Annotated in this window: 25 protein-coding genes; 14 read left to right on the top strand and 11 right to left on the bottom strand. The window is 74.8% G+C overall.

All coding sequences use genetic code 11. The features are described 5' to 3' along the window. Positions 1–57 precede the first annotated feature (57 nt). Positions 58–1,044, top strand: a complete 987-nt coding sequence (locus A6F73_RS03930; RefSeq protein ID WP_063346467.1) for an NAD-dependent epimerase/dehydratase family protein — start codon at positions 58–60, stop codon at positions 1,042–1,044. Between the two features lie 27 nt (positions 1,045–1,071). Here the strand turns inward: A6F73_RS03930 and A6F73_RS03925 are convergent, their stop codons facing one another. Beyond that, positions 1,072–3,048 (bottom strand): AAA family ATPase, encoded by a 1,977-nt coding sequence (locus tag A6F73_RS03925; RefSeq protein WP_079136190.1) that lies wholly within the window; start codon positions 3,046–3,048, stop codon positions 1,072–1,074. A 407-nt stretch (positions 3,049–3,455) separates the two neighbouring features. Then, positions 3,456–4,034 carry an AAA family ATPase gene (locus A6F73_RS03920; protein WP_107452816.1) on the bottom strand — a complete coding sequence of 193 codons (579 nt, stop codon included), beginning with the start codon at positions 4,032–4,034 and terminating at the stop codon, positions 3,456–3,458. A gap of 263 nt (positions 4,035–4,297) precedes the next feature. Between A6F73_RS03920 and A6F73_RS03915 the strand changes: the two genes are divergently transcribed. Then, positions 4,298–5,461 carry an acyl-CoA dehydrogenase family protein gene (locus tag A6F73_RS03915; RefSeq protein WP_063346464.1) on the top strand — a complete coding sequence of 388 codons (1,164 nt, stop codon included), beginning with the start codon at positions 4,298–4,300 and terminating at the stop codon, positions 5,459–5,461. Between the two features lie 98 nt (positions 5,462–5,559). Here the strand turns inward: A6F73_RS03915 and A6F73_RS42445 are convergent, their stop codons facing one another. After that, positions 5,560–6,030: a hypothetical protein gene (locus tag A6F73_RS42445; protein WP_208869051.1), complete on the bottom strand. Its 471-nt coding sequence runs from the start codon at positions 6,028–6,030 to the stop codon at positions 5,560–5,562. A 229-nt stretch (positions 6,031–6,259) separates the two neighbouring features. Between A6F73_RS42445 and A6F73_RS03905 the strand changes: the two genes are divergently transcribed. The 5 genes from A6F73_RS03905 (at position 6,260) to fxsA (ending at position 10,919) form a co-directional block, all read left to right on the top strand. Continuing rightward, positions 6,260–6,700, top strand: a complete 441-nt coding sequence (locus A6F73_RS03905; protein ID WP_045694655.1) for an Lrp/AsnC family transcriptional regulator — start codon at positions 6,260–6,262, stop codon at positions 6,698–6,700. Positions 6,701–6,731: 31 nt separating this feature from the next. Next, positions 6,732–8,345 (top strand): amidohydrolase, encoded by a 1,614-nt coding sequence (locus tag A6F73_RS03900; protein WP_063346462.1) that lies wholly within the window; start codon positions 6,732–6,734, stop codon positions 8,343–8,345. 48 nt (positions 8,346–8,393) lie between these two features. Further along, positions 8,394–8,543: a hypothetical protein gene (locus A6F73_RS41275; protein WP_159398347.1), complete on the top strand. Its 150-nt coding sequence runs from the start codon at positions 8,394–8,396 to the stop codon at positions 8,541–8,543. Positions 8,544–8,644: 101 nt separating this feature from the next. Then, positions 8,645–10,285 (top strand): apolipoprotein N-acyltransferase, encoded by a 1,641-nt coding sequence (gene lnt, locus A6F73_RS03895; RefSeq protein ID WP_063350921.1) that lies wholly within the window; start codon positions 8,645–8,647, stop codon positions 10,283–10,285. A gap of 55 nt (positions 10,286–10,340) precedes the next feature. After that, positions 10,341–10,919, top strand: a complete 579-nt coding sequence (gene fxsA / locus A6F73_RS03890) for an FxsA family membrane protein (RefSeq protein WP_063346461.1) — start codon at positions 10,341–10,343, stop codon at positions 10,917–10,919. A gap of 111 nt (positions 10,920–11,030) precedes the next feature. On the opposite strand, the gene A6F73_RS03885 is transcribed toward fxsA, so the two are convergent. The 3 genes from A6F73_RS03885 to A6F73_RS03875 form a co-directional block, all read right to left on the bottom strand. Then, positions 11,031–11,405 carry an RNA polymerase-binding protein RbpA gene (locus tag A6F73_RS03885; RefSeq protein ID WP_030306127.1) on the bottom strand — a complete coding sequence of 125 codons (375 nt, stop codon included), beginning with the start codon at positions 11,403–11,405 and terminating at the stop codon, positions 11,031–11,033. Between the two features lie 275 nt (positions 11,406–11,680). Then, a complete protein-coding gene (locus A6F73_RS03880) occupies positions 11,681–13,297 on the bottom strand; it encodes a hypothetical protein (protein WP_079135411.1) in 1,617 nt (538 codons plus the stop codon). A gap of 348 nt (positions 13,298–13,645) precedes the next feature. After that, a complete protein-coding gene (locus tag A6F73_RS03875; protein ID WP_063346460.1) occupies positions 13,646–13,840 on the bottom strand; it encodes a hypothetical protein in 195 nt (64 codons plus the stop codon). 426 nt (positions 13,841–14,266) lie between these two features. Here A6F73_RS03875 and A6F73_RS03870 point away from each other — a divergent pair, with 426 nt between their 5' ends. The 4 genes from A6F73_RS03870 to A6F73_RS03855 all read left to right on the top strand — a co-directional run bounded on the left by A6F73_RS03870 (position 14,267) and on the right by A6F73_RS03855 (position 16,959). Continuing rightward, a complete protein-coding gene (locus tag A6F73_RS03870; RefSeq protein WP_063346459.1) occupies positions 14,267–14,692 on the top strand; it encodes an ankyrin repeat domain-containing protein in 426 nt (141 codons plus the stop codon). A 23-nt stretch (positions 14,693–14,715) separates the two neighbouring features. Next, the gene (locus tag A6F73_RS03865; protein ID WP_244293277.1) at positions 14,716–15,228 is read left to right on the top strand and encodes a GNAT family N-acetyltransferase; all 513 of its coding nucleotides are present in this window, start codon (positions 14,716–14,718) and stop codon (positions 15,226–15,228) included. 46 nt (positions 15,229–15,274) lie between these two features. Continuing rightward, on the top strand, positions 15,275–16,348 hold the full coding sequence (locus A6F73_RS03860; RefSeq protein WP_063346457.1) for a serine hydrolase domain-containing protein: 1,074 nt from the start codon (positions 15,275–15,277) through the stop codon (positions 16,346–16,348). Between the two features lie 113 nt (positions 16,349–16,461). Further along, on the top strand, positions 16,462–16,959 hold the full coding sequence (locus A6F73_RS03855) for an NUDIX hydrolase (RefSeq protein ID WP_063346456.1): 498 nt from the start codon (positions 16,462–16,464) through the stop codon (positions 16,957–16,959). A gap of 33 nt (positions 16,960–16,992) precedes the next feature. On the opposite strand, the gene A6F73_RS03850 is transcribed toward A6F73_RS03855, so the two are convergent. From A6F73_RS03850 to A6F73_RS03840, 3 genes are all read right to left on the bottom strand, one after another. Next, the gene (locus tag A6F73_RS03850; RefSeq protein ID WP_063346455.1) at positions 16,993–17,643 is read right to left on the bottom strand and encodes a vitamin K epoxide reductase family protein; all 651 of its coding nucleotides are present in this window, start codon (positions 17,641–17,643) and stop codon (positions 16,993–16,995) included. A 68-nt stretch (positions 17,644–17,711) separates the two neighbouring features. Further along, on the bottom strand, positions 17,712–18,533 hold the full coding sequence (locus tag A6F73_RS03845) for a thioredoxin domain-containing protein (RefSeq protein WP_063346454.1): 822 nt from the start codon (positions 18,531–18,533) through the stop codon (positions 17,712–17,714). A gap of 135 nt (positions 18,534–18,668) precedes the next feature. After that, positions 18,669–19,343: a hypothetical protein gene (locus tag A6F73_RS03840; RefSeq protein WP_063346453.1), complete on the bottom strand. Its 675-nt coding sequence runs from the start codon at positions 19,341–19,343 to the stop codon at positions 18,669–18,671. Positions 19,344–19,629: 286 nt separating this feature from the next. On the opposite strand from A6F73_RS03840, the gene A6F73_RS03835 reads away from it, so the two are divergent. Continuing rightward, a complete protein-coding gene (locus A6F73_RS03835; protein ID WP_063346452.1) occupies positions 19,630–20,517 on the top strand; it encodes a CHAD domain-containing protein in 888 nt (295 codons plus the stop codon). A gap of 242 nt (positions 20,518–20,759) precedes the next feature. On the opposite strand, the gene A6F73_RS03830 is transcribed toward A6F73_RS03835, so the two are convergent. Further along, entirely contained in the window at positions 20,760–21,611 is an 852-nt protein-coding gene (locus A6F73_RS03830; RefSeq protein ID WP_063346451.1) for a helix-turn-helix transcriptional regulator, read from the bottom strand. 162 nt (positions 21,612–21,773) lie between these two features. On the opposite strand from A6F73_RS03830, the gene A6F73_RS03825 reads away from it, so the two are divergent. Continuing rightward, positions 21,774–22,547: an SDR family oxidoreductase gene (locus A6F73_RS03825; RefSeq protein WP_063346450.1), complete on the top strand. Its 774-nt coding sequence runs from the start codon at positions 21,774–21,776 to the stop codon at positions 22,545–22,547. 94 nt (positions 22,548–22,641) lie between these two features. Here the strand turns inward: A6F73_RS03825 and A6F73_RS03820 are convergent, their stop codons facing one another. Further along, positions 22,642–23,430 carry a uracil-DNA glycosylase gene (locus A6F73_RS03820; RefSeq protein WP_063346449.1) on the bottom strand — a complete coding sequence of 263 codons (789 nt, stop codon included), beginning with the start codon at positions 23,428–23,430 and terminating at the stop codon, positions 22,642–22,644. Positions 23,431–23,580: 150 nt separating this feature from the next. Here A6F73_RS03820 and A6F73_RS03815 point away from each other — a divergent pair, with 150 nt between their 5' ends. Further along, positions 23,581–24,498, top strand: a complete 918-nt coding sequence (locus A6F73_RS03815; RefSeq protein WP_063346448.1) for a PIG-L family deacetylase — start codon at positions 23,581–23,583, stop codon at positions 24,496–24,498. The last annotated feature ends 359 nt before the right edge of the window (positions 24,499–24,857 follow it).

Below are 24,857 nucleotides of genomic sequence, written 5' to 3'. Positions count from 1 at the left end.
CTGCTCTCAGCGTGCAGCCGTTCCCATGCCGACCACCCTGGGCGCAGGGTGGTCGGCATGAGGCTTCTCCTGCTGGGTGGAACGAATTTCGTCGGACGGGTCGTCGCCGAGGAGGCGCTGGCCAGGGGATGGGAGGTGACGGCCCTCAACCGCGGTACGCAGCCCGCGCCCGCGGGCGTGACCGCACTGCTGGGCGACCGCACCGCCGAGGGCGGGCTGGCGGCGCTGGCCGCGGGGGAGTGGGACGCGGTGGTGGACACCTGGTCCGGAGCCCCGACGGCGGTGCGCGACAGCGCCCGGCTGCTGGCCGGCCGGGTCGGCCACTACGGGTACGTCTCCAGCCGGTCGGTGTACGACTACCCGCTGGCGCGCGGGGCGGACGAGTCGGCGAAGGTGGTCGGGTCGTCCCCGGACGCCGAGGGCGAGGTGCCCTACGCCGAGGCCAAGCGCGGGGCCGAACTGGCCCTGGAGGCGGAGTTCGGCGGGCGGGCCCTGCTCGCCCGGGCCGGGCTGATCCTCGGCCCGCACGAGAACATCGGCCGGCTGCCCTGGTGGCTGAACCGGATCGCCCGGGGCGGCCCGGTGCTCGCCCCCGGTCCGTACGACCTGCCGCTGCAGTACATCGACGTCCGCGACCTCGCGGGCTGGCTGCTGGACGCGGCGGCGGCCCGGTTCGGCGGCGCGTGCAACGTGGTCAGCCCGGCGGGCCACACCACGATGGGCGAGCTGCTGGAGGCCTGCGTGCGGGTCACCGGCTCGGACGCGGACCTGCGCTGGACCGACCCCGAGCGCATCCTGGCGGCCGGCGTCGAGCCCTGGACGGAGCTGCCGATCTGGCTGGCGCCCGGCGAGCTGAACGACTTCCTGCACGGCGCGTCCGTGGACCGGGCGGTCGCCGCCGGGCTGCGCTGCCGGCCGGTGGGCGAGACGGTCGAGGACACCTGGGCCTGGCTGCGGTCGGTCGGCGGCGTCGCCCCGCAGCGCGCCGACCGGCCGAAGGTCGGCCTCGACCCCGAGCGCGAGGCCGAGCTGCTCCGGGGCTGAGCCCGGCGCGATCCCGGGGAGCTGGTCTCAGCCGCGGCCGTCGATCAGCTCCCCGTAGGCCTGGACGAGGTCGGGCAGGCGCAGCGTCGCCAGGTCCTCGCGGCCCGGCGGCTCGCGCAGCAGCGAGAGCCGCAGGTCCCGGTAGGCGCAGGACTTCTCGTACAGGGTGCGGATGAACCGGCCGTTCCCGAGTTCGTCGATCCAGCCCTCGCGGACCACGTGGGTGCAGATGCTGGCCAGTTCCTCGGCCGCGTCCTCGTCCCAGCCGTCGCCGTCCCGGCCGGCCAGCGCGGCGCCGATCGCGGTCAGCTCGTTCGGGCGGTAGCTGGGGAAGTCGACCCGGGTGGTGAAGCGGGAGTTGAGGCCGGGGTTGGTGGCGAGCAGCCGGTTCATGCCCTCGGGGTAGCCGGCCAGGATCACCACCAGGCGGTCGCGGTTGTCCTCGGCGCGTTTCAGCAGCACCTGGAGGGCCTCGTCGCCGTAGGCGTCGCCCTTGGTGTAGCCGGAGTTGGAGAGGCTGTACGCCTCGTCGATGAACAGCACGCCGTCCAGTGCCGAGTCGATCAGCTCGTTCGCCTTGACCGCGGTCTGGCCGAGGAACTCGCCGACCAGGTCGGCCCGTTGGGCCTCCACGAGGTGGTCGCCGGAGAGCAGTCCGAGGGCGTGGAAGACCCGGCCGAGGATCCGGGCCACGGTGGTCTTGCCGGTGCCGGAGGGGCCGGAGAAGACGAAGTGGCGCTTGGGCGGCTGGACCGGCAGGCCCTGCGCGGCCCGGAGTCTGGACATCCGCAGCTGCGCCGACAGCGCCCGCACCTGGCGCTTGACCGGCTCCAGGCCCACCATCAGCGAGAGTTCCGCCAGCGCCGCATCCAACTCGCGCTCGTCGTCGACCGGTTGGGCGGCGGGCAGCGGCGCGGTGCGGGGTTGGGCCTCGGCGCGGACCGGCGCCGGCAGCGGGGCGGCGGAGCCGCCCGGCGAACCCGACCGCTCGCCGGCCGCCTGCGGGGCCGGGCCGGCGGTGGAGCCGTCGCCCGGGCCGGGCCCCGTGAGGAACCCGACCCCCTCGACGAATCCGACCCCGCCGGTGTACCCGGCGCCCTCGGTGAACCCGGCGCTCTCGGTGAACCCGGGGGCCGCGTCGCCGAAGCCCCCCGCCGTGGCGTACCCGGCCCCGTCCTGGAAGTCCGCCTCGTCCGTCCCGTCCATCTCGTCCGGCTCGGTGCCCTCGTACCCGGCCGCCCGCCCGCCCGCCGGCAGGCCGCCGTCCAGCAGGGCGTCCGGCAGGTCGTCCGCCAACCCGTCCTCCGCCGCGATCGCGGCCAGCCGCGCGGCGGTGTCCATGAACACCGGATCGGCCCGGTGTACCGCCCGGTAGAGCGGCAGCGCGGCCGCACTGCGCCCGGCCCCCTCGTACGCCCGGGCCAGCCAGTACCGCAGTTCCTTGCGCTGGGGCTGCTCGGAGCGGCAGCGGGCCAGCGAGGCGGCCAGCGGCGCCTGCGCCTGGGCGCACATGTCCAGTCGGACCCGCGCCATGCCGGCGAACAGCCCGGCCTCGATGCCGAGCAGCGGGTCGTCCAGCAGCCGGTCGGTGTCCCGGATCAGCTGCTCCCAGTCCTTGAGCAGATAGGACCGGCAGGCGTACAGGAACTGGGCGGACGGGTCCTCGCTGGGCGCCGGGCACTGTTCCAGCGCCCGGTCCAGCTCGGCCAGGTGGCGGCCGTCCAGCCAGTGCGAGGCGTGCGCCAGCGCCAGGTCGCGGGCGTCCTCCAGGACGGGCTGCACCCACCAGCCCAGCCAGTACCAGGAACTGAGCGGGCGGCGGTGGCGCCGCCGCTGCTCGCCGAACCGCTTCTGGTTGCGGTACATGGCCAGCAGCGCCGCCGAGGTGTCGCTGCGCAGCGCGTGCAGGCCGAGCCAGGCGTCGGCCATGCCCGGGTCCAGCCGGACGGCCGCGCGGAACTCCTCCTCGGCACGGGCGTACGCGCCCGCCGTGTACGCGTCCATGGCACGCAGCCACGCGCGTTCGGCGAGCCGGTCCGGGCCGCCCGCGTTGCTGTCCGAACTGTCCACCGTCGTCACTCACGCCCCCCGCGGCTTGGCCCGGGGCTCGGTGGCAGGTCGCCTGCGTGCAGCCGGGCCGGTGGTCGAAAGCCCCCGGGCGCATCTGCGCCTGCGAGGAATCGTACCGGCGTGGCGCTGATCCGGAAGGGCGCCCACGGAGTCAAATGCGATCGTGTGAGCGGTCGTTGAGCGGGTGGGGGCCTGGACCGGCGGCGGGGGAGCGCGATTCGGAAAGGACCGGACGGCGCCCCCGGCTCACGGGGGAACAAGTCGGGGACGCCGGGTCCGAGGCGGCCGGAACATCCCGTTCCGGCGGCTGAGGAGAACCTAAATCCTGGTGACAGTGCAGGTCAAGGGCTTGTTGAAGGTTCACCCACGGTGCCCGGCGTGATTCGTCCGGTCACCCCGTCGACCCGCGTCCCGGCGAACGGACGGCTCGGATCCGCGGCGAAATGCGCCGATTCGGCCCGCGCCCAGCCGGCCCAGAACTCGGCCAGATCCGGCCCGTCCCGCTGCTCGCCGCGCCGCCGGGCCGAGGCGGCGTCCAACTCCAGCCAGATCACCCGGGCCAGCCACGGCCGCACCGCCCGCCGCCCGGCGCCGACACCCTCCACCAGCACCACCGGGGCGACCGGCACTGCGGCCGTGCCCGCGAAGCGGCGCAGCGTCCAGTCGTACACCCGGTACGCACCGTCCCGGCCGGCCGCCAGCGGCTCCAGCACCTGTTCGCGCAGCCGCCCGGTCCAGCCGAAGGGCTCGGCGTGGGTGGCCAGGTCGTCGAGGTGGACCACCGGCGCCCCGCCGAGCGCCGCCGCCAGCCGCCCGGCGAAGGTCGTCTTGCCCGAGCCCGCGTGCCCGTCCACCGCGACCAGCCGCACCGGCCCGCAGGAGGGCGGCAGTGTGCGCAGCTCCGCCGCGAGCGAGGCCACCGCGTCGCCGGGAACGGGCGAAAGGGCGGGGGCGAGGGGTCGGGAAGCAGCCACAACGGCAACCCTACGGTGCCGTAGCCCACCAGTCCGTCCAGTTACTCCTGGGTGATCGTGACGGCGGCGCGGGTTTCCGGCATACTCGCATCGCCATGCCTGTGAACGGCCGTTCACCGTAATCCGGTGCCGGTCGGGCCGACCTGCCACACCCGCGCCGGACCAGCCACACCACGCTCCGGTGCCCGATCGAGGAGGCGACCGCCGCCATGACCCCGTCCCCAGTGAAAGCCGTGGAGCGCCAGCTGCCCAGCGAGGAGGCCCACGAGCTGCTGAGCCTCACCCGGGACCTGGTCCAGCGCGAGCTGCAGCCCCGCGCGGCCGAGGACGAGGCCGCCGGCCGCTTCCCGCGAGAGGTCTTCCGCACCCTCGGCGAGGCCGGCCTGCTCTCCCTCCCCTACGACGAGAAGTACGGCGGCGGCGGGCAGCCCTACGAGGTGTACCTGCAGGTGCTGGAGGAGCTGGCGGCCGGCTGGCTGGCCGTCGGCCTCGGGGTGAGCGTGCACACCCTCTCCTGCCACGCGCTGGCCGGCTTCGGCACCGAGGAGCAGCGCGGCCGGTGGCTGCCCGGAATGCTCTCCGGCGAGCAGCTCGGCGCCTACTGCCTCTCCGAACCGCAGTCCGGCTCGGACGCGGCCGCGCTGCGCACCCGCGCCGACCTCGACGGCGACGCGTACGTGGTCAACGGCACCAAGGCGTGGATCACCCACGGCGGCCGGGCGGACTTCTACAGCGCCCTGGTGCGCACCGGCGAGGAGGGCTCCAAGGGCATCAGCTGCCTGCTCGTCCCGGGCGACGTACAGGGCCTGTCGGCCGCCCCGCCGGAGCACAAGATGGGCATGCGCTCCTCGCCGACCGCGCAGCTGCACTTCGACGGCGCCCGGGTCGCCCGCGACCGGCTGATCGGCGAGGAGGGCCAGGGCTTCCAGGTCGCGCTCGCCGCACTGGACTCCGGCCGCCTCGGCATCGCGGCCTGCGCGGTCGGCGTCGCCCAGGCCGCGCTCGACCTCGCGGTCGACTACGCGCGCACCCGCCGCCAGTTCGGCCGCCCGATCGCCGAGTTCCAGGGCCTGTCCTTCATGCTCGCCGACATGGCCACCCAGATCGAGGCCGGGCGGGCGCTCTACCTGTCCGCCGCCCGGCTGCGGGACGCGGGCCTGCCGTTCTCCAAGGAGGCGGCGATGGCCAAGCTGTTCTGCACCGACGCCGTGATGCGGGTGACCACCGACGCGGTCCAGGTGCTCGGCGGCTACGGCTACACGCAGGACTTCCCGGCCGAGCGCTACATGCGCGAGGCGAAGGTGCTGCAGATCGTCGAGGGCACCAACCAGATCCAGCGCCTGGTGATCGGCCGCCACCTCACCAAGGGCTGATCCCCCCACAAACGGCCTCCGGCCGTCACTCCAGGGTGCGGAGTGACGGCCGGAGGCGTCTTCGTCTCTGCGTCAACCCGCCTGCGCGGGCTGGCGGGTCAGCGCCGGACCAGGCGGCGGCGCTGCTCGGGGATGGCCGAGATGACGGGGACGGCCGGGGCGACGACGGCGGTCCGCGTCGGCCGGTGCGCCACCGCGTGCGAGAACGGCTGGGTGCGCCAGTCGAGTTCGGTGGGGAGCCTGAACAGCGCGTCGAGCCCGGCCGGCTGGTCGTCCTCCGGGGTCTCCACCTCGGCGAGGTCGTCGGTCGGCGTGCCCGAACCCGGGCACAGCGCGGGGGCGAAGGGGTTCCAGGCGGTCGGCAGCAGCGCGTGCTGCGGCAGCCGCTCCTCGTCGGCCACCAGGGCGATCGGGCGGCGGCACTCGGGGCAGTGCACCCGGAAGATGTCCCAGGTCTCGGCCTCGCCCGGGTCGATGCCCGGGACGTGGCCGTGATCGACCGCGAGGTCGTCGCGGCCGGTCGTATCGTCGGTCTCGTCGGCGCCCAGGGCACGCTGGTCAGTCGGCATGAGGATCCCCCTCGGATCGGGCCCGGCGTGGTCGCCCGGGGCCACAACCAGCACTTCCCTCCGATTCGGGCTCATAACCCTGCGGTCCGGTGCACCGTGATGCACCGGGTGTGTCCTTGGCCACATCCACTGCCACATTCGCCTGGCATTTGCCCGCGTGACACCTGCGGGCACCCGATGTGACACCGCGTGCGCCCCCCGTGCCCCCGACCGGGTAGGTTTGCGCACTGTGGAGGATCTCGACCAACGCATCGTCCAGCTGCTCCTAGAGGACGGCCGGATGAGCTACACGGACCTGGGCAAGGCCACCGGCCTGTCCACCTCGGCGGTGCACCAGCGGGTGCGCCGCCTCGAACAGCGCGGGGTGATCCGCGGCTACACCGCGATCATCGACCCCGACGCCGTCGACCTGGCGCTGACCGCGTTCATCTCGGTCAAGCCCTTCGACCCCAGCGCCCCGGACGACACCCCCGAACGGCTGGCCGGCCTGCCCGAGATCGAGGCCTGCCACAGCGTCGCCGGCGACGAGAACTACATCCTCAAGGTGCGCGTCGGCGCCCCCGGCGACCTGGAGGACCTGCTCGCCCGCATCCGCAGCGCCGCCGGCGTCTCCACCCGCACCACCGTCGTCCTCTCCACCCCCTACGAAGCGCGACCCCCGAAGCTCTGAGGACGAACCCCACAGGTGCAGACTTAGCGGCATGACCGAACGCACTTCCCGGACCGTCCTGCTGCGCGGCGGCGCCGTCTACAGCCCCGCCGACCCCTTCGCCACCGCGATGCTCGTCGAGGGCGAGCACATCGCCTGGGTCGGCAGCGACGGCGCCGCCGAGGCGTACGCCGCCGCAGCCGACGAGATCGTCGAGCTGGACGGCGCCCTGGTCACCCCCGCCTTCGTCGACGCCCACGTGCACGCCACCGCCACCGGCCTGGCGCTCACCGGCCTCGACCTCACCGGCAGCCCCTCGCTGGCCGCCGCCCTCGCCGCCGTCACCGCCTTCGTCGACGCCCGCCCCGAGCCCGGCGGGGTGCTCATCGGCCACGGCTGGGACGAGACCGGCTGGCCCGAGGGCCGCCCGCCCACGCTCGCCGAACTCGACGCCGCCGCCCGCGGCGCCGCGCTCTACCTCTCCCGCACCGACGTGCACTCCGCGCTCGCCACCACCGCGCTGCGCAGCCTCGCCCCCGGCCTGGCCGAGCGCCCCGGCCACACCGCCGACGGCCCGCTCACCAAGGACGCCCACCACGCCGTCCGGCGGACCGCGCTCGCCCACCTCACCCCCGAGCAGCGCGGCCGCGCCCAGCGCGCCACCCTCGCCCGCGCCGCCGAACTCGGCATCGGCGCGCTGCACGAGTGCGCCGGCCCGGAGATCTCCTCCGAGGCCGACCTGGCCGCCCTGCTGGCCCTCGCCGCCGAGGGCGAAGGCCCCGAAGTCTTCGGCTACTGGGGCGAGTTGGGCGGCGCCGAGACGGCCCGCCGACTCGGCGCGGTGGGCGCCGGCGGCGACCTCTTCGCGGACGGCGCGCTGGGCTCGCACACCGCCTGCCTGCACACCCCCTACGCCGACGCCGAGCACACCGGCACCGCCTACCTGACCGCCGAGCAGGTCGCCGACCACGTCGCCGCCTGCACCGAGGCCGGGCTCCAGGCCGGCTTCCACGCCATCGGAGACGCGGCCGTGGCCGCCGTCCTGGACGGCGTCCGGGCCGCCGGGGAGCGGGTCGGCGCCGGGCGGGTCCGGGCGCTGCGCCACCGCGTCGAGCACGCCGAGGCGCTGGACGACAAGTCCGTCGCCGCCTTCGCCGAGCTCGGCCTCACCGCCTCCGTCCAGCCCGCCTTCGACGCCGCCTGGGGCGGCCCGGACGGCATGTACGTCCAGCGCCTCGGCGCCGAGCGGGCCGCCAGGCTCAACCCCTTCGCCGCCCTGCTGCGGGCCGGCGTGCCGCTGGCCTTCGGCTCGGACGCCCCGGTCACCCCGCTCGACCCCTGGGGCACCGTCCGCGCGGCCGCCTTCCACCAGACCCTGGACCACCGGATCTCCGTCCGCGCGGCCTTCACCGCACACACCCGCGGCGGCTGGCGCGCGATCGGCCGCGACCAGGACGGCGTACTCGTGCCCGGCGCCGTCGCCAGCTACGCGATCTGGGCCGCCGACGAACTGGTCGTCCAGGCCCCCGACTCCCGGGTGGCGGGCTGGTCCACCGACCCGCGCTCCGGCACCCCGGGCCTGCCCGACCTCACCCCCGGCCACCCGCTGCCGGCCTGCCTGCGCACCGTCGTCCGCGGCCGCACCGTCCACCTGGCCGCCGAGTAGAGCCGAGCAGGCCCGCATCAACCCAGCTGAAGCGGCGGCCCGGCGGCCGTGGGTCGACCCCAGGACGACCGCCCCGCCGGCTTCACCGACCCCCGCGAGCTGCTCGCCCCGGACTTCCGCCCGGAACCCCTGGGCGAGCAGCACGACGCCTCCGACGGGGGCGTGTGTGGCAAGGCCCGCCGGGCCGTGAGCCGCTGACCCTGCTACCACCCTGACCTCACGCTTCCCTGACCGTCCGGGGTACCTTCTTCGGACAGCGTCCGAACAGCAAGATCCAGGAAGATGGTGCGCCGGTGGCCATGCCCGTCACCCAGGAGCGGCCCGGGGCCGCACCCGAACCGGCGGAGTCGGCGCCCAGGCCCGGCCGGGCCGCCCGCGCCGTCGCCAAGGTCCGGGCGGGCCTTCCCCGCACCGGCCTCGCGGCCCTGGCGGGCCTGCTGCTCGCACTCGCCTTCCCGCCCTTCGACCTGTGGCCGCTGTCGCTGCTCGGCGTCGCCGCGCTGTCCCTGCTCACCCGGGGCCGCACCGTCCGCCAGGCGGCCTGGACGGGCTTCGCCTTCGGCCTGCCGTTCTTCCTGATGCTGCTCAGCTGGCTGCGGGTGGTCGGCTGGGACGCGACGGTCGGCCTGTCGGTCGTGGAGGCGCTGTTCCTGGCCGTCCTCGGCGGCGGTCTGGCCCTCACCTCCCGGCTGCCGGCCTGGCCGCTCTGGGCGGCCTGCCTGTGGATCACCCAGGAGTGGGCGCGCGACCGGCTGCCGTTCGGCGGCTTCCCGTGGGGGCGGCTGGCCTTCGCCAACACCGCGACCCCGTTCACGCCGCTGGCCGCGCTCGGCGGCGCACCGCTGGTGACCTTCGCGGTCGCCCTCTCGGGCGCCCTGCTCGCCGGCGCCGTGCTGCGCCTGCGCGGGCCGCGCAGGACGCCCCGGGCCGCCGCGCTGGCGGGGCTGGGCGCGGTGGCCGCGCTGCTGGCCGGGTACCTGGTGCCGGTGCCGACCGCGCCGGCCGACACCGTCAAGGTCGCCATCGTCCAGGGCAACGTGCCCAACCCGGGCATGGACTTCCTGGGCCGCCCGATGATGGTCCTCAACAACCACGCGGTGGCGACCGAGCGGCTGGCCGCGGACATCGCCGCCGGCAAGGTCGAGCGCCCCGACATCGTGATCTGGCCGGAGAACTCCTCCGACCTGGACCCGTTCAGCGACCCGCTCGCCTACCAGCGCATCGACCAGGCCGTGAAGACGGTCGGCGTGCCCACCCTGGTCGGCACCCTGGTGGACGGCCCGGACGCGCAGCACGTCCAGAACGAGGGCATCGTCTGGGACCCGAAGACCGGCCCCGGCGCCTCCTACACCAAGCAGCACCCCGTCCCGTTCGGCGAGTACGTGCCGTTCCGCGCGCAGCTGATGAAGGTGATCACCCGCCTCCAGCGGGTCGCCCGGGACTTCTACCCCGGCGACCACAACGGCGTCATGCAGCTCGGCCCGGCCCGGATCGGCGACGTGATCTGCTTCGAGGTCGCCTACGACGAGATCGTCCGCGACACCGTGGACAGCGGCGCCCGCGTCCTGGTGGTCCAGACCAATAACGCGACCTATGCCAAGACCGGCCAGCCCGAGCAGCAGCTCGCGATGAGCCGGCTGCGCGCGGTCGAGCACGGCCGGGCCGTGCTGATCGCGGCCACCAGCGGCATCAGTGCGGTGATCGCCCCGGACGGCACGGTCCAGCAGCGCACCGAGGAGCTGACCGCGGCCGAGCTGTCGGCGGTCGTCCCGCTGCGCGACGGCACCACGGTCGCCGACCGGGTCGGCGCCGCGCCGGAGTGGACGCTGGCCCTCGCAGGCCTGCTGGCCTGCGGCGCGGGCGTGCTGGTCGGCCGCCGACGGAAGTCCGGCGCCGGAACACCGGCCGCCGGGGAATCGTTGGACCAGGTGGTGCCGTAGCCGGCCCGGACCTCCCGTGCGGCGCGCAGAGCACTGCTTGGAGTGGATTCGTACCGTGACCCAGCAAGCTACCCCCGCCCGTCCGGCCCCGCGCGGCAAGCTCCGCCGGGTGCTGCCGCTGCTGATCACCGCCTGGCTGGTGCTGGAGATCTGGCTGCTGGTCCAAGTGGGCTCGTGGCTGGGTGGATTCGTCGTCGTGCTGCTGCTCATCGCGGGCGCGCTGATCGGCGGTTCGCTGATCAAGCGGGCCGGGCTGAAGGCGCTGTCCGCGGCGATCGAGCAGAGCAAGGACCCGAAGTCCGAGCAGCCCCAGACCGGCACCAGCCTGACGGTGCTGGCGGGCCTGCTGCTGATCGTCCCGGGCTTCCTGTCGGACCTGGTGGCGCTCACCCTGCTGTTCCCGCCCACCCGGGCGCTCTGGCGGGCCGGTGGCCGCCGGGTGGCCGACAAGGCGCTGCGCAGCACCGTCGCCGCCGGGGCGGACCCGTTCGCGGACGCGATGCGGCTGCAGGAGCAGCTGCGCATCCACCGCCCGGACGGCAAGGTGATCCAGGGCGAGGTGGTGGAGCCCGGCGACGGCCCGCGCGGTCCGCAGGGCCCGGACACCACGTACCGCCCGCCGATCTCGGGCTGACCGCCCCTCCCGTCCCGCGTTCCCGTCCCGGGGAACGCGAGGCGGGAACGCGAAAGGGACCCTGGTGACCAGGGTCCCTTTTCGCGTCCTCCCGCCGTGGCGGGAGCGAGGTCAGGCGCTCTTGCGGGTGTCCCGCGGGTGCACCGCGAGGTTCATTCCGCCGGAGCGGAGCACGGCCAGTCGCTCGGCCAGTACCTCCTCCAGTTCCTCACGGGTCCGGCGCTCCATCAGCATGTCCCAATGGGTACGCGTCGGCTTGACCTTCTTCTCTTCCGGCTCGTCGCCGTCGAGAAGTACCGCCTCCTGGCCACAGAAGCGGCATTCCCAGGCCTGGGGGATCTCCGCCTCGACCGAGAAAGGAACCTCGAATCGGTGTCCGTTCTGACATGCATACTCGACGGTCTGGCGGGGAGCCAGATCGATACCGCGGTCGGTCTCGTAGCTAGTGGCCCCGAGTCGCGTGCCGCGGAGAGCTCGCTCGCTCATGAATCGTGCCTCCCGGGCTTATAGCCCACAGGACTAGTGGTCGCTGTTCTTCGTCGTTCGGTCAACGCTCGGCTTCCGACGAAGATTCCCGTCCCGGGACATGCGTCGTCTGTCGTGCCGCCCCTGTTTGTACCCATCGGCGCCCGATTTGTCACATCTGGCCGTGGATATCACCCTAGGTGTCACCTATTTCACATCTGGTGATCGGTCGGCCTTTCCTGGACGAGCCTACCGGGACGGGATTCGACGAGCGCCGCCGCCCCCGTCCGCCGCGGTCAGGAGATCGGGCGGGAACGGATCATCGGCTCGCCCTTGGCGAGGTCGACCGGGTGGGCCCGGGGGGCCGGATCGGCCGGCAGGGCCACCGGCGGGCGCTCCGGCCGGGGCGGCAGGTCGGCGGCGGCCTCGGTGCGGGTGTCGCGGTGCGGCAGCAGGGCGATCACCGCGTCCCGCAGCTGGGCCGGGGCCTCCTCGTCCAGCGGGTCGACGGTGGCGGGCACCTGGAGCCGGACGGGGGTGCTGTTGCCGATCCGGGCGTAGCCGCGGCCGGCGGGGGCGTGCGCGGCGGGCACGATGTCCAGCGGCGCGCCGAGCACGGCGTGGCCCTCCTCGGGGCCGGCGGGGCCGAGCAGCACCCGGGCCCGGGTGGTGGAGCGCACGGTCGAGGTGATCCGGCACCTGGCCTCGATGTCGTCGGCGATCACCACGGTGACGCGGGCGGCGCGGCCGTGCCGCAGCGGCAGCTCCAGCAGGTCCTGCGGGTCCGGGCGGCCCTCGGCGTGGGCGAGCTCGCTCAGCTCGGTCGGGTGGTCCAGGAGCAGCCAGAGCGGACGGGTGGCGTCCTCGGGCGGCGCGGTGCCGGCGTGCCGGGCGGCGTTCAGCGCGGCGAGCCGGCGCTCGGTCTCCTGGGAGGCCCACTCCAGCGCGGCCAGCGCGCCGTGCAGGCTGGTCTCCACGGTGTGCACGCCGGGCCGGTTGACCAGGCAGGCGTGCTCCCCGGTGCCCGCGCCGTCGACCACCACCAGGTCCCCGTACGGGAGCGCCTGGAGCGCGATCGAGCGGATCAGGCTGGAGGTGCCGTAGCCGGTGACGCCGAGCGCCAGCAGGTGCGGCTCGGCCGAGCGCGGGCCGGTGCGCCAGACGACCGGCGGCTGCTGGGCGATCGCGCCGCCCTGGAAGACCGGGATGGTCCGGGCGGTGCCGTCCTCGTCGGTGAAGCCGAGCACGATCTCGCCGGGGGCGGCCACGAAGCGCTGGGCGACGATGTCGGCGGGCAGCGGGGTGAGCGCGGCGATCCGCAGCCGGTTGGACTCCTCGTCCCAGTCGAAGCGGTACTCCCGGGCCCGGCCGGCCTTGCCCTGGACGACCTGCTCGATCCGGGCCCGCGCGCCCGGCTCGGTGTCGGTGAAGTACGCCGGGTAGCCGAGTTCCAGCCGGGAGAGCCGGCCCTCGTCGTCGAACTCCCAGGAGCCGAAGGCGCGCTTGTAGTGGCCCTCGTAGTGGTACAGCGGGTTGGCGTCCTCGGGGCCGCACAGGTACGGCGTGAGCGCCGCGTAGAGCGCGCCGAGCTTGATGTCGGCGACGTCCGGGGCGGGCGGGGCGGGCGCCGACTTGGGGGCCCGGCCGGTCCAGGCGGAGCTGGCCATCAGGGCGATCAGGGCGAACAGCAGGCCGTGCGGCAGCAGGTAGACGCCGACCAGCATCGCGGCGGAGAGGAACAGCGTCGGGCCGCGGCGCTCCTTCGGGGTGGCGTTCCAGCGGTCCTTGGCCCAGCCCGCGTGGTGGCGCAGTCCGCGGCCGATCACGGAGAGCGGGGCGAACATGTCGGAGGCGTGGTCCCCGGCGGTTCGGGCGATCTCGCGGCCCTTGCTGAGGTGGCGTTGGAGCGGCATTCCTTGACTCCCCGGGCGAGTGGGACGGGTCGGGTGGCGGGGGCGGAGCCGGTACGACGGGACCCGGGGCGGTGGGATCCGCGCCCGGGCCCGTGCGGGGGAGTGGCAGCGCCTGGAACGTGGGGCCTGGGCCCTGTCCGGCCGGACAGGGCCCAGGGCGTGTCTGACAATTCGCGTCGGATCAGCGCGCGGCGGTGGGCGCCCGGCTGGGCGTGCCGGCGAAGCGTCCTCGTACTGGGCCGTACTTGGACGTTTCGCCGGTGCGTCCAGGCGGGATGCCTGGGGGGCACCTCCCGGCCGCCAGGCTGGGGGAGCGTCGCGCGCCCGGCGGGAATTGTCAGACACGCCCTAGAACTTGAGGCCGCCGAGCAGGCTCGCCAGGCTGGCACCGCCGGCGGTGATGCTCGGGGCGATCGAGGAGCCGGCGACGTAGAAGCCGAAGAGGGCGCAGACGACGGCGTGGGAGACCTTTAGCCCGTCCCTGCGGAAGAACAGAAAGGCGATGGTGCCGAACAGGACGATGCCGGAAATCGAGAGGATCACGTTCTGCTCCTCGGGGAGGGGGGACGGGGACGGTGTTACGGAAAGTGCGCTAATCGTGACAAAAAGTAATAGATGATGGAACGGTGCAAATGGGTGGTTTCCCGTTCAACGTCGCCCTGGAGTCCGGGCGAAGGCGGGCGGACCGGCCGGGGTGGGGCCGTGTCCCGCGCAGTTCCAGCGCGGCGAGGCATTCCCGCCGGGTGGGCGGGAGGTTTCCGGGGGGTCGGGGAAGTTCGCCCGGATGGCCGCCGTTCGAGGGCCGCCATCCGCCATCCGGATGCGCGCTGGCCCGGCCCGGCGCCCGGCCGCTACGGTGCGGTACGCGCAGCTCCTCCAGCCGCACTCCGCCACCGCGGCTCCGCCACCCGCAGAGCCCGCAGAACCCGCAGAGCCCGCAGAACCCACAGACCGGAAAGGCCGCCCGCCATGACCGACGCCGCCAACCAGCAGCCCGCCGACGCTCCCGGCGCCCCCGACGCCGAGGTGATCGCCCTGGCCGGAAAGCTCTTCGACGCCGCCCGCGCCGGCGAGACCGACACCCTGGCCGCCTACGTGGACGCCGGTGCGCCCGCCAACCTCACCAACGACCGCGGCGACACCCTGCTCATGCTCGCCGCCTACCACGGCCACGCCGCCACCGTCGAAGCCCTGCTGGCGCGCGGCGCCGACCCGAACCGCGCCAACGACCGCGGCCAGACCCCGCTCGCCGGCGCCGTCTTCAAGGGCGCCGAGGACGTGCTGACCGTCCTGCTGGACGGCGGCGCCGACCCCACCGCCGGCACCCCGAACGCCGTCGACACCGCACGGATGTTCGGCAAGAACGAGCTGGTCGCCCGTTTCGAGACCCGCTGATCCAGGTCGTAGGCTCTTCCCTCATGAAGAGCACCACCATGGAGGCCGGAACCGTCGAGTTCCGCGTCACCGGCTACGCCCACCCCGACGCCCAGGCCCTGTCGGCGGAGGTGCAGCAGGAGTACGTCCGCCGCTACGGCGACCCCGACGAGACCGTGCTGCACCTCGACGACTTCGACTCGCCGGCCGGCCTGTTCCTGATCGCCTACCTCGACGGCCGGCCGGTCGCCTGCGGGGGCTGGCGGGCCAAGCAGGCCGGGCCGGACGGGCTGCGCGACGGCGATGTCGAGCTGAAGCGGATGTTCGTGATCCCCGCCGCCCGCGGCCGTGGCCTGGCCCGGGCGGTGCTGCGCCGCCTGGAGCAGACCGCCGCCGAGGCCGGCCGCACCCGCGTCATCCTGGAGACCGGCACCGAGCAGCCCGAGGCCGTGGCGCTGTACGGGTCCGAGGGGTACGCGGCGATCCGGAAGTTCGGCATCTACCGCGATCACCCGCAGAGCATCTGCCTCGGCAAGGAACTGCCCGCGGCGGCCTGACCGGCCCGTCCGGCGGGTAGGCTCACGGCACCTCTGAGGGGGGACGATGAGCCAGCAACCGCCAGGATTCGACCGGCTCCCCGCCCTGGCCGCGTCCGGCGGGGAGCTGGACCAGCTGGTCCGGGGCGGCGTGCGCACCGTCGGGGCCGGCGCCGTCTGGGCCGTCGGCGATGCCGGAGGGGCGCTCGGCGGCGGCGCGCACGGCGTGCTCGGGCAGGGCCCGTACGCTCGGCTCGCCCCCGGGCCGGACACCCGGTACGACCTCGCCAGCCTCACCAAGATCGTCGCCCTCTGGCCCTGCGCCGGAGTGCTCCGGCAGGCCGGGCGGCTCCCGCTCGACGAACCGCTCGGCCGCTGGTGGCCGCCCGCCTCCGGGCACCCCGTCAGCGTGGTGACTGTCCGTCAACTCCTCGCGCACACCGCCGGAATGCTCCCGCGCACCGGATTCGAGCAGCTCTACGGGCGCGACCTCGCGGCGATCCGGGCCGGGGTGATCGCCGCCCCGCTGCACCGCGCGCCCGGCACGGCCGTCGAGTACACCGACCGCGCCGCCGTCCTGCTCGGCTACCTCGTCGAGGACCTCGGCGGCGCGCCGCTGGACGAGCTCGCCAGCCGCTGGATCTGGCGGCCGCTCGCCATGGCCGACACCCGGTACGGGCCGCTCGGCCCCGCCGACACCGCCCGCACCGCACCCACCGAGTACGACCCGCAGGCCGGGAGCCACCTGTGCGGCGTCGTCCACGACCCCTCGGCCCGGCTGCTCGGCGGCGTCTCCGGCAACGCCGGGGCCTTCTCCACCGCCCGCGACCTCGCCCGCTTCCTCGCCGCGCTGCTCGCCCCGCCGCCCCAACTGCCCTGGGGCGAGGCCTGGATCGCCGAGTCGCTGCGCGAACAGACCGGCGGTCTCGCCCCCGCCCGCGGCCTGTCCTGGCTGCACGCCCCCGGCACCGACCCCGCAGAGGGCACCTTCGTCCACTACGGCTTCACCGGCACCGGCATCTGGATCTCCCGGCGGCTCGGCCGCTGGGCGCTGCTGCTCACCAACAAGGTCCACTACGACCGCGGCATCCAGCCGCTCACCGACCTGCGCAACGCCTACCGGCGGGCGGTCTTCGGGTAGGAGCTCTCGTGCGTCGAGTACCCGATCGGGTGGATTAGGTACGAACCGCCGGATCCGGCACGGGGGTTGCGGCAGAGTGGCCACCGCGACGGGGCACCGGCGGAGGAGGCGCGATGACGGACACCTGGCTTTCGGAACAGGACTGGCTGGCCGGGCTGCTGCGCGCCTACGTCGGCTGCAGCGTGCTGCTCACCGGTGAAGGCGGTGACGTCCTGCTGCTGAAGGCCAGTTACCGCGCCCAGTGGCAGTTCCCCGGCGGCGGGATGGACCCGGGCGAGGGCCCCGCCGAATGCGCCGCCCGTGAACTGCGCGAGGAGACCGGGCTGGTGGCCGGCGAGCTGCGGCTGCTCGTCGTCGAGTGGCGCGATCCGATCCCGGGCCAGGGCGAACACGCCCACCCCGCCGTGCAGTTCATGTTCGACGGCGGAACGGTCGCGGCCGGTGCGACCATCCGGGTGCAGGCCGAGGAGATCGCCGAATACGGGTACTTCACCCCCGCCCGGGCGGCCGCACTGCTGCACCCCTGCGCGGCGCGCCGGCTCACCCGGGCCCTGGCGGCCCGGCGCACCGGCGCCACCGCGCTGCTGCACTCCACGGGGTACGTTGGCTGACGATCCGTCAACTATGCCAGTCGGTCAGGTCCGTCAGACCAGCGTGCTCCAGTAGTACCAGAACCGGTTGAGGATCAGCAGCGCGATCACCGCCGCCCACAGCACCGGCACCGCCCAGTGGTAGCGCGCCGCCTCCCGCACGACCGGCCGCAGCCGCGGACCCACCGGGATCACCCCCGTCCGGAGGTTGTGCAGCGTCGTGTACCAGAACAGCACCACCACCGTCGCCCACACCACCATGCAGTACGGGCACAGCGCGCCGATCCGGTACAGCGCCTCGTCGATCAGCCAGTGCACGAACACCACACCCAGCAGGGTGCCCGCGTGCAGGCCCAGCCAGAACCAGCGCCGGTACGCGGCACCGGCCAGCAGCCCCGCCCCGACCGCCGCCAGCGCGCCGAAGGCGGCCAGCCCGAGCAGCGGGTTCGGGAACCCGAAGACCTCCGCCTGCTCGGTGCGCATCACCGAACCGCAGCTGATCACCGGATTGAGGTTGCAACTGGGGACGTAGGACGGGTTCTCCAGGATGCGGAGCTTGTCGAAGGTCAGGACGGCCGAGGCGGCCAGCCCGATCAGCCCGCCGAGGAACAGCAGCAGGGAGAACGCCCGGCCCGCGCCGACCGGCGCACGGCCGGCGTCGCCGGGGGCGGGAGGGGAGAGGTGCACAGAGGTAGCGGCGGTCATGGCAGCACACTCCGGTGGCTGGGAGGAGCCGGCCCGGCCGGGGTTCGGCCGGGCCGGTGGTGCCCTGCTTACTTCAGGCCGGCGGCCTGCTTGACCTGGGCGGTGAACTGCTCCGGCGTCACCGTGGACTGGCCGCTGAACAGCGTGATCGGCTTGCCGTCCACCTTGACCGTCGGGGTGCCCGTCACCCCGCTGCCGTTGAACGCCTCCGCGACCTTCGCCGCCCACGGCGCGTACGTCTTGTCGGTGACGGCCTTCACGAAGGCGTCCGTCTTCAGCCCGGGCACCTGGCCGGCCAGGTCGAGGATGTGGTTGACGTTGCCGAAGTCGTCCTTCCGCTCGTCGGGCTGGTTGGCGTACAGCACGTCGTGGAACTGCTTGAACTTGTCCACGCCCTCGTTCAGCGCGGCGCCCGCGGCGGCCAGCGCGGTACGCGAGCCCTTGCCGCCGAGGGCGTTGTCCAGGAACGCCGCCAGGTGGAACTCCACCTTGACCGAGCCGTCCTCGGTCAGCTTCTTGACCGCCTCGCCGTTCGCCGCCTCGAAGTGCTTGCAGACCGGGCAGCGGAAGTCCTCGTACACCTCCATGGTGTGCGGGGCGTCGGCCTTGCCGTAGGTGATCACCGTGCCGTCCGGGCCGGAGGCGTTCGCCGGGACGACCAGCTCCGTCGGCGCGGCCGCATCGGCGGCCGCCGTCGAGTCCTTCTTGCCGGACGCCGAGTTGATCGCGACCGCCGCTCCGCCCGCGAGGGCGAGCACCGCGACGGCGGACACCGCCACGACGATCCGCTGGCGGCGCTTCGACGCCGCCTGCTCGATGCGCTGCGCCTCCTGGATCCGCTCACGGGCACTGATGCGCTTGGCCTGCTGCTTGCTGGGGGTCTGAGCCATGGAAGGCAACTCCTGTACGCGGCGCGCGGATGCGCGCGGGAAACCGCACCGGGTGCGGCGGGATCGAGTGAACGCGGGAGTTGTGCGCGCTGCCTGCGGACGAACGTGCGCGGCGGCCCTACGGCCTCGGGCGGGTCAGCAGGCAGGCGCGAGAACCGGCGGACCACGCCGGGGAGCCGGGCTCAGCACCACGTCCTCGCGGCGCGGCCGCTCGCGGTCCGACACCGGCAGCGGCACCCGCAGCACCGGCCGAACCGGAGCCGGGAGCAGCAGCAGGACCAGGGCGCGCAACGGGCGGGCCAGCGACTGGCGCAGCGCGCGCAGCGACCGGGCCAGGCCCGACAGGGCGGCGTCGCCCAGCCGCAGCCAGGCCGCGGCGGCCAGCGCGATCACCAGGTGCACCAGCAGGAGCAGCACCTGGGTCGCCGCCGGGGCCAGCGGCCCCACATGGCCCAGCGGACCGGCCAGCAGCGACCCGTCCACCGAACCGCCGCCACACACCAGCAGGTTCACACCGCGCGCGGGCACGTGCTCGGACAGGATCGGCCCACAGCCGGCCTGCCCCAGGTTGAACGTCGTGTTGAGCAGCAGCTCGACCGGCACCAGCACGCTGGAGATGTGCAGCAGCCGCCGCTCCCCGCCGGCCAGCGCGGCCGCGACCAGGAAGACGACGGCGGTCGCGGCCGCCACCAGCGAGAGCGGCAGCGGGCGACCCGTGATGACCACCTGGCCCAGCGCGGACAGCGGCACGGCGAGCGCGGTGAACACCGCGGCCCGCAGGGCCCTGATCGCATGGGTGGAGGTCGTCACGTCCCGGAGTATGCCACGACGCTTACATCCGGCACGAGGGCGCGTACCCGGGGAGTGGAAGCGTTGCCCGCCGGAGGCCGTTCGTTCACCCGCCTGACGCCCGCTCAGCCGGGACCGCTTCGCTGTTCGTGCGGGTCGGCGTCGTGTGCGCCGAGCGGTCGTCCCGGGCCTGGCTCGTCCCCGTCCCGGGTCTGCTCGTTCCCGTCGCGGTCCTGGTCGTCGTCGTGCGCCCGGACCCGTAGCCTGGAAGGCGTTCCCGGCGACCCCGATGAGGGGGTGAGCGCTCATGGCGCGACCCGCCACCACGGTGGGGCAGGTGCTGCTGGACCGCCTCGGCGGGCAAGCGGCGGTACTGGCCGGCCTCGACGACGCCGTCCGGGCGGACGAACCGGACGCGGTGCACCGGATGCGGGTCGCCTGCCGGCGGCTGCGCAGTGCCCTGCGGACCTTCCGGCGGCTGTTCGCCCCAGGGGCCACCGACCACCTGGTCGCCGAACTGCGCTGGCTCGCGGCCGCCCTCGGCCGCGCCCGGGACGGCGAGGTGCTCGCCGAGCGGCTGGCCGCCCAGGCCCGGGCACTGCCCGCCGCCTGCCGGCCGGAGCGGGTCGCGGCGGAGCTGGAGCGGTGGGGGCGGGTCGAGTACCGGCAGGCCTGGCCCGAGGTGCTCGCGGCCCTCGACAGCCCGCGCCGCCGCGCCCTCGCCGACGCCCTCGCCACCCTCCTCGCCGACCCCCCGCTGCGCCGCCGGGCCGGCCGTGACGCCGTCCCCGAGCTGGCCCGGATCGCCGAGCGCGAGCAGCACCGCACCGGCGAGCGCGTCCGGGCGGCCCTCGACACCGGGGCCGGGCCCGCCGAGCAGCGCGACCGCGCCCTGCACGAGGCCCGCAAGGCCGCCAAACGCGCCCGCTACGCCGGCGAGACCGCCGCCCCGGCGGTCGGCGCGGCCGCCGAGCGGTACACGGACCGGATGAAGGCCGTCCAGGAACTGCTCGGCGAGCACCAGGACGCGGTGGTCGCCTCCGGCACCCTCGCCGGGCAGGCCGCCGACAGCGGCGAGCCCTTCGGCCTCGGGGTGCTCTACGCCCGCCAGCTCACCGCCGCCGAGACGGCCCGGTCCCGGCTGCCCCAGGTGTGGGCCCGGGCGGCGGGGCGCAAGCTGCCGCGGTTCGGCTAGGTCCTGTCCGGTCGATCTTGGCGGATCAGCCTGCGGCTCCCCCAGCCTTCGGCCGGGAGGTACCCCCATTACGCGCCCGGCTGGGCGTGCGCCCGGACCGCCCTCGTACTGGACGTACTTGGGCGATTCGGGCGTGCGTCCAGGCGGGATGCCTGGGGGTACCTCCCGGCCGCCAGGCTGGGGGCGCGTCGCGGGCCCGCCAAGATTGGCCGGACAGGACCTAGGCCAAACCTAGGCCCAACCTAGAACGGCGCCGCGTGGGCCGGGGCCGCGTCGTGGGCGGCGGCGAAGGCGTGGCGGGCGCGGCTGCCGGGTGGGGCGAGGCAGATGAAGACGTACCGGCCCTCCTCGGGCAGGGCGAGCACGGTGTAGTCCAGGACGTCGGTGTCCAGGGCCGGGTGGCGGATGTGGAGCCGGCCGGGGCCGGGCGGCCCGGCCCGGTGGCGGTCCCACAGTGCGGCGAAGGCCGGGCTGTCCGAGGACATCCGGCGGACCAGACGGGTGAGCCCGCGGTCGCCGGGGCGGTCCGCGTGGTGGGCGCGCAGCGAGGCGACGAGGTCCGCGCCGATCGAGCCGGTGGCCGCGAGGTTGCCCTGCGAGCGGTCCCCGTACGGGCAGCAGAACACCTGCCAGAGCAGGTTGCGCTCGTGGGGCGGGCGCCGTTCCGGCCAGGCCATCAGCAGGCCGGCCGGGCGGTTCCAGGCGAGGAGTTCGAAGGTCGGGCCGGTGACGAAGGCGGGCGCGGCGTCCAGGGTGTCCAGCAGCGCCAGGGTGGTGGCGGAGACGGCCGGCGGCTCGGGCGGCGCCCCGGCCGGTGTGCGGTGCCGGGCGGCCAGCCGGTGCAGGTAGGCGCGCTCCGCCCCGGCCAGTTGCAGGGCCTCGGCGATGCCGTCGAGGACCGGGCCGGTGGGCACCCGCTGGCGGCCCTGCTCCAGCCGGGCGTAGTAGTCGGCGGAGATGCCCGCGCGGGCCGCCACCTCCTCGCGGCGCAGCCCGGGCGTCCGGCGGCGCCCGGCCGGGGGCAGGCCCGCCTCGGCGGGCGCGAGGCGGGCGCGGCGGGCGCGCAGGAACGCGCCCAGCGGGGTCTCGGGCATGCGGTCACGCTGTCACAGCCGGGTGGGGTTAGCCAGGACCTGGCCGTCCCTGGCTGGCCCGTCCTCGGTCGGCTGGTCCCTGGCCGGCTGGTCCCTGGTCGGCCCGTCCCCGGGAAGGGCTGGCCGCTGGTGGCCCGGGCGGGGCGCCGGGAGGCTCGCCGCATGGGACTTCTCGACGACAAGGTCACGATCGTCACCGGCGCCGGGCGCGGCATCGGTGCAGCCGCCGCCCGGCTGTTCGCCCGGGAGGGCGCGCTGCTGGTGCTGGCCGCCCGCTCCGGCGCCGAGGTGGAGGCGCTGGCCGCCGCCCTACGGGCAGGCGGGGCCCGGGCGGTGGCCGTCGCCGCCGACCTGACCACCGCGGAGGGCGCCGAGCGGACGGTCGAGGCGGCGCTCACGACGTACGGCCGGCTGGACGCGGCCTTCGACAACGCGGGTTCCGGCCTGTCGCCGGCCCCGCTCGCCGAGCGTTCCGAGGCCGAGTGGGACGACACCCACGCGCTCAACCTGCGCGGCAGCTGGCTCTGCCTGCGGGCCCAGCTGCGGGCGATGGCGGCGGGCGGTCGGGGCGGCGCGGTGGTGCTCAACTCCGGGGTGGGCGCGCTGGTGGGCGGCTTCGGGGACGGCGTCCAGCAGGCCGCCAAGCACGGCCTGACCGGCCTGGTGAAGGCGGCCACCGCCGACTACGCCCGGCACGGCATCCGGGTCAACGCCGTCGCGCCCGGTGTGGTGCGGACGCCCTCGACGGAGCGGTTCTTCGCGTCCGGCCCGGAGTTCGACGCCCTGGTGGTCCGCTCCACCCCGCTGGGCCGGGCGGGAGCGGACACCGAGATCGCGGAGGCGGCGGCCTGGCTGCTGAGCGACCGGGCGTCGTACGTGGCCGGGGTGACCCTGCCGGTGGACGGCGGCATCACCGCGACCCGGCGGTTCGACTGAGTGCGGGCCCGATCAGTTGGGTGCCCGGCCGACCGGGGGCGTGGCTGGTCGGGGCAGGCCCGACGGCACCGTACGGGGGTCGGTGCCGTCGGGCCTACTCCGGCGCCGGTTCCAGCCCGGCCGACCGGGCGGCGGTGCGGAGCAGGGCGCGGAGCATGGGGGTGGTGAGGCGGCCGGTGTTGGTGTTGCGCGGGCTCACGTGGTAGCAGCCGTACAGCTGGAGGGCGGGGCCGCCGTCGGTGGCGGGGAGGACGGCCAGGGCGCCGTGGCCGAAGGCGGGGCGGGGCCGGGGGACCTGCCAGCCGGCCTGCGCGAGGGCGGGCAGGAGGGCCTGCCAGGCGAAGCCGCCGAGGGCGACGACGGTCCGTACGGTGGGGCGCAGCAACTGGAGTTCGCGGGTGATCCAGGGGCGGCAGGTGTCGCGTTCGGCGGTGCTGGGCTTGTTGTCGGGCGGGGCGCAGCGGACCGGGTCGGTGATGCGGACGCCGCGCAGGTGCAGGCCGTCGCCGTACCGGACGGACTCGGGGCGGTTGGCGAGCCCGAGGTCGTAGAGCGCCGCGTAGAGCAGGTCGCCGGACGGGTCGCCGGTGAAGATCCGGCCGGTGCGGTTGGCGCCGTGGGCGGCGGGGGCGAGGCCGACCAGGACGAGCGGGGCGTCGGGCGGGCCGAAGCCGGGGATCGGGCGGGCCCAGTAGTCCCAGTCCAGGTAGGCGCGGCGCTTGGTGCGGGCGGTCTCCTCGCGCCACTCGACCAGGCGCGGGCAGGCCCGGCAGTCGGTGACGACGCGGTCCAGCGCGGTGAGCGAGATGGCGCGGGCGGCGGCCTCGGCGGGGTGGCGGGGGTGGCCGGGGTCGTCGGCGGCGTCGGCGGCGGACTGCGACATGGCCACGATCCTAGGTCCTGTCCGGCCGCACCCGCTGGGCGGTCTGGACGGCGGCCTGGTTGAACCGCCGGGTGACGGTGGCCCGTCGACCGGGTTGGGCCCGGTGATCGGGGCGGTGGCGAGAAGGTCCGGTGGGACCGGGAGGCAGCAATGGTGGAGAACGGGTACGCGGGTCCGTCTCGACGGCAGGTCCTGACGGCCGGCGCGCTGGCCGGCGCGACGGTGCTGAGTTCCGGCATGTGGGCGACCGAGGCGTCGGCGGCGGCACCGCCGGCGATCTTCTACTCGCCGCACCAGGACGACGAGGCGTTGGGCCTGGCCGGGGCGATCCTGGAGCACAAGGCGGCCGGCCGGCCGGTGTACCTCGTGCTGGTGACACGGGGAGAGAACGACGGGCTGGCGAAGCTGATGAACACCGATCCCTGCCCGCTGACCACAGGCTCGGACCGGCACCCCTGCGCGGCCGGCGGCCACCACGGGGTGAACTGGCCGACCGACGGCAGCAGCAAGATCGTCCCTTGCCGGACGGCCGAGTTCATGGCCTCGGCCGCCACCCTCGGGGTCGACAAGGTGATCAACCTGAAGATCGTCGACTCCCCCTACGGGGGGCCCGATGCCTTCGCCCGGTTCGTCGCCACGGTCAAGTCGAAGATCGCGTCCATCGCGCGGCAGTACCCGGGCGCCTCGCACAAGTTCACCGCGGGCTGGCTGGAGATCACCGACACCCACAAGGCGATCGCCGACGCGGCCGTGCAACTGGCCCGCGAGGGCAAACTCACCGACGTGCGCTTCAATTTCGTCTACGCCTACGACCAGCCGCTCGGCTCCCGTGCGAACGGTGCCGCCTACGTGCTGGACATCCCTGCCGCGCACATGGCGACCAAGCGCAACGCCATCTACTGCTACAACACCTGGGCCCCGTCCCGGAACCTCTACGCGCTCGGCTACCACAGCGTCCCGAACAAGCTGGAGTCCGCGCACAACGACCCGCACGAGTACGTCTTCACCCTCCCCAACAACTCGTACCAGTTCGGGAGCATCACGGCCCCGCACCCGGAGTGGTCGTAACAGAACAGGGCCGGGGTCGGGCTGTCGGCGGACGGCCCGACCCGGACTCCCGCTCAACCCCGTGGGACGAACCGGTCACCACCGCCCCACCGATCCCCGAGCGGGTGATCGTCTCGCAGCGACGTTCGAGGCCGGACAACCCCCGACCCCCACTACAGGACCTGACAAAGCCCTCCTAGGGCTCGCACCGGGCCCGCATCGGCCGTGCACCGAGCTCGTACCGGCCCCGCATCGGCCCTGCGCCGGCCTGCCCGGGCAGGCGTAGCGTGGAATCAGCTGCTCCGGCGGCCCCCGGCTGGGCCGGGTCGGCGACGGCCGGGGCTGGCTGGTGCGCGAGGAGGCCTCGCCGAGGCCGCAAG

The organism is Streptomyces sp. MJM8645 (assembly GCF_001625365.1).
Classification (GTDB): Bacteria; Actinomycetota; Actinomycetes; order Streptomycetales; family Streptomycetaceae; genus Kitasatospora.
This window is presented reverse-complemented; position numbering and strand designations above follow the sequence as displayed.

What these genes read in the sequence shown, in the direction of transcription:
- A6F73_RS03880 (WP_079135411.1), bottom strand. Translation starts at nt 13,297, where the DNA reads ATGCCGCTCCAACGCCACCTCAGCAAGGGCCGCGAGATCGCCCGAACC.
- A6F73_RS03850 (WP_063346455.1), bottom strand. Translation starts at nt 17,643, where the DNA reads ATGACCGCCGCTACCTCTGTGCACCTCTCCCCTCCCGCCCCCGGCGAC.
- A6F73_RS03845 (WP_063346454.1), bottom strand. Translation starts at nt 18,533, where the DNA reads ATGGCTCAGACCCCCAGCAAGCAGCAGGCCAAGCGCATCAGTGCCCGT.
- A6F73_RS03925 (WP_079136190.1), bottom strand. Translation starts at nt 3,048, where the DNA reads ATGGACGCGTACACGGCGGGCGCGTACGCCCGTGCCGAGGAGGAGTTC.
- A6F73_RS03820 (WP_063346449.1), bottom strand. Translation starts at nt 23,430, where the DNA reads ATGTCGCAGTCCGCCGCCGACGCCGCCGACGACCCCGGCCACCCCCGC.
- lnt (WP_063350921.1), top strand. Translation starts at nt 8,645, where the DNA reads ATGCCCGTCACCCAGGAGCGGCCCGGGGCCGCACCCGAACCGGCGGAG.
- A6F73_RS03815 (WP_063346448.1), top strand. Translation starts at nt 23,581, where the DNA reads ATGGTGGAGAACGGGTACGCGGGTCCGTCTCGACGGCAGGTCCTGACG.
- A6F73_RS03930 (WP_063346467.1), top strand. Translation starts at nt 58, where the DNA reads ATGAGGCTTCTCCTGCTGGGTGGAACGAATTTCGTCGGACGGGTCGTC.
- A6F73_RS42445 (WP_208869051.1), bottom strand. Translation starts at nt 6,030, where the DNA reads ATGCCGACTGACCAGCGTGCCCTGGGCGCCGACGAGACCGACGATACG.
- A6F73_RS03835 (WP_063346452.1), top strand. Translation starts at nt 19,630, where the DNA reads ATGGCGCGACCCGCCACCACGGTGGGGCAGGTGCTGCTGGACCGCCTC.
- A6F73_RS03825 (WP_063346450.1), top strand. Translation starts at nt 21,774, where the DNA reads ATGGGACTTCTCGACGACAAGGTCACGATCGTCACCGGCGCCGGGCGC.
- A6F73_RS03885 (WP_030306127.1), bottom strand. Translation starts at nt 11,405, where the DNA reads ATGAGCGAGCGAGCTCTCCGCGGCACGCGACTCGGGGCCACTAGCTAC.
- A6F73_RS03830 (WP_063346451.1), bottom strand. Translation starts at nt 21,611, where the DNA reads ATGCCCGAGACCCCGCTGGGCGCGTTCCTGCGCGCCCGCCGCGCCCGC.
- A6F73_RS03865 (WP_244293277.1), top strand. Translation starts at nt 14,716, where the DNA reads ATGAAGAGCACCACCATGGAGGCCGGAACCGTCGAGTTCCGCGTCACC.
- A6F73_RS03870 (WP_063346459.1), top strand. Translation starts at nt 14,267, where the DNA reads ATGACCGACGCCGCCAACCAGCAGCCCGCCGACGCTCCCGGCGCCCCC.
- A6F73_RS03900 (WP_063346462.1), top strand. Translation starts at nt 6,732, where the DNA reads ATGACCGAACGCACTTCCCGGACCGTCCTGCTGCGCGGCGGCGCCGTC.
- A6F73_RS03855 (WP_063346456.1), top strand. Translation starts at nt 16,462, where the DNA reads ATGACGGACACCTGGCTTTCGGAACAGGACTGGCTGGCCGGGCTGCTG.
- A6F73_RS03915 (WP_063346464.1), top strand. Translation starts at nt 4,298, where the DNA reads ATGACCCCGTCCCCAGTGAAAGCCGTGGAGCGCCAGCTGCCCAGCGAG.
- A6F73_RS03860 (WP_063346457.1), top strand. Translation starts at nt 15,275, where the DNA reads ATGAGCCAGCAACCGCCAGGATTCGACCGGCTCCCCGCCCTGGCCGCG.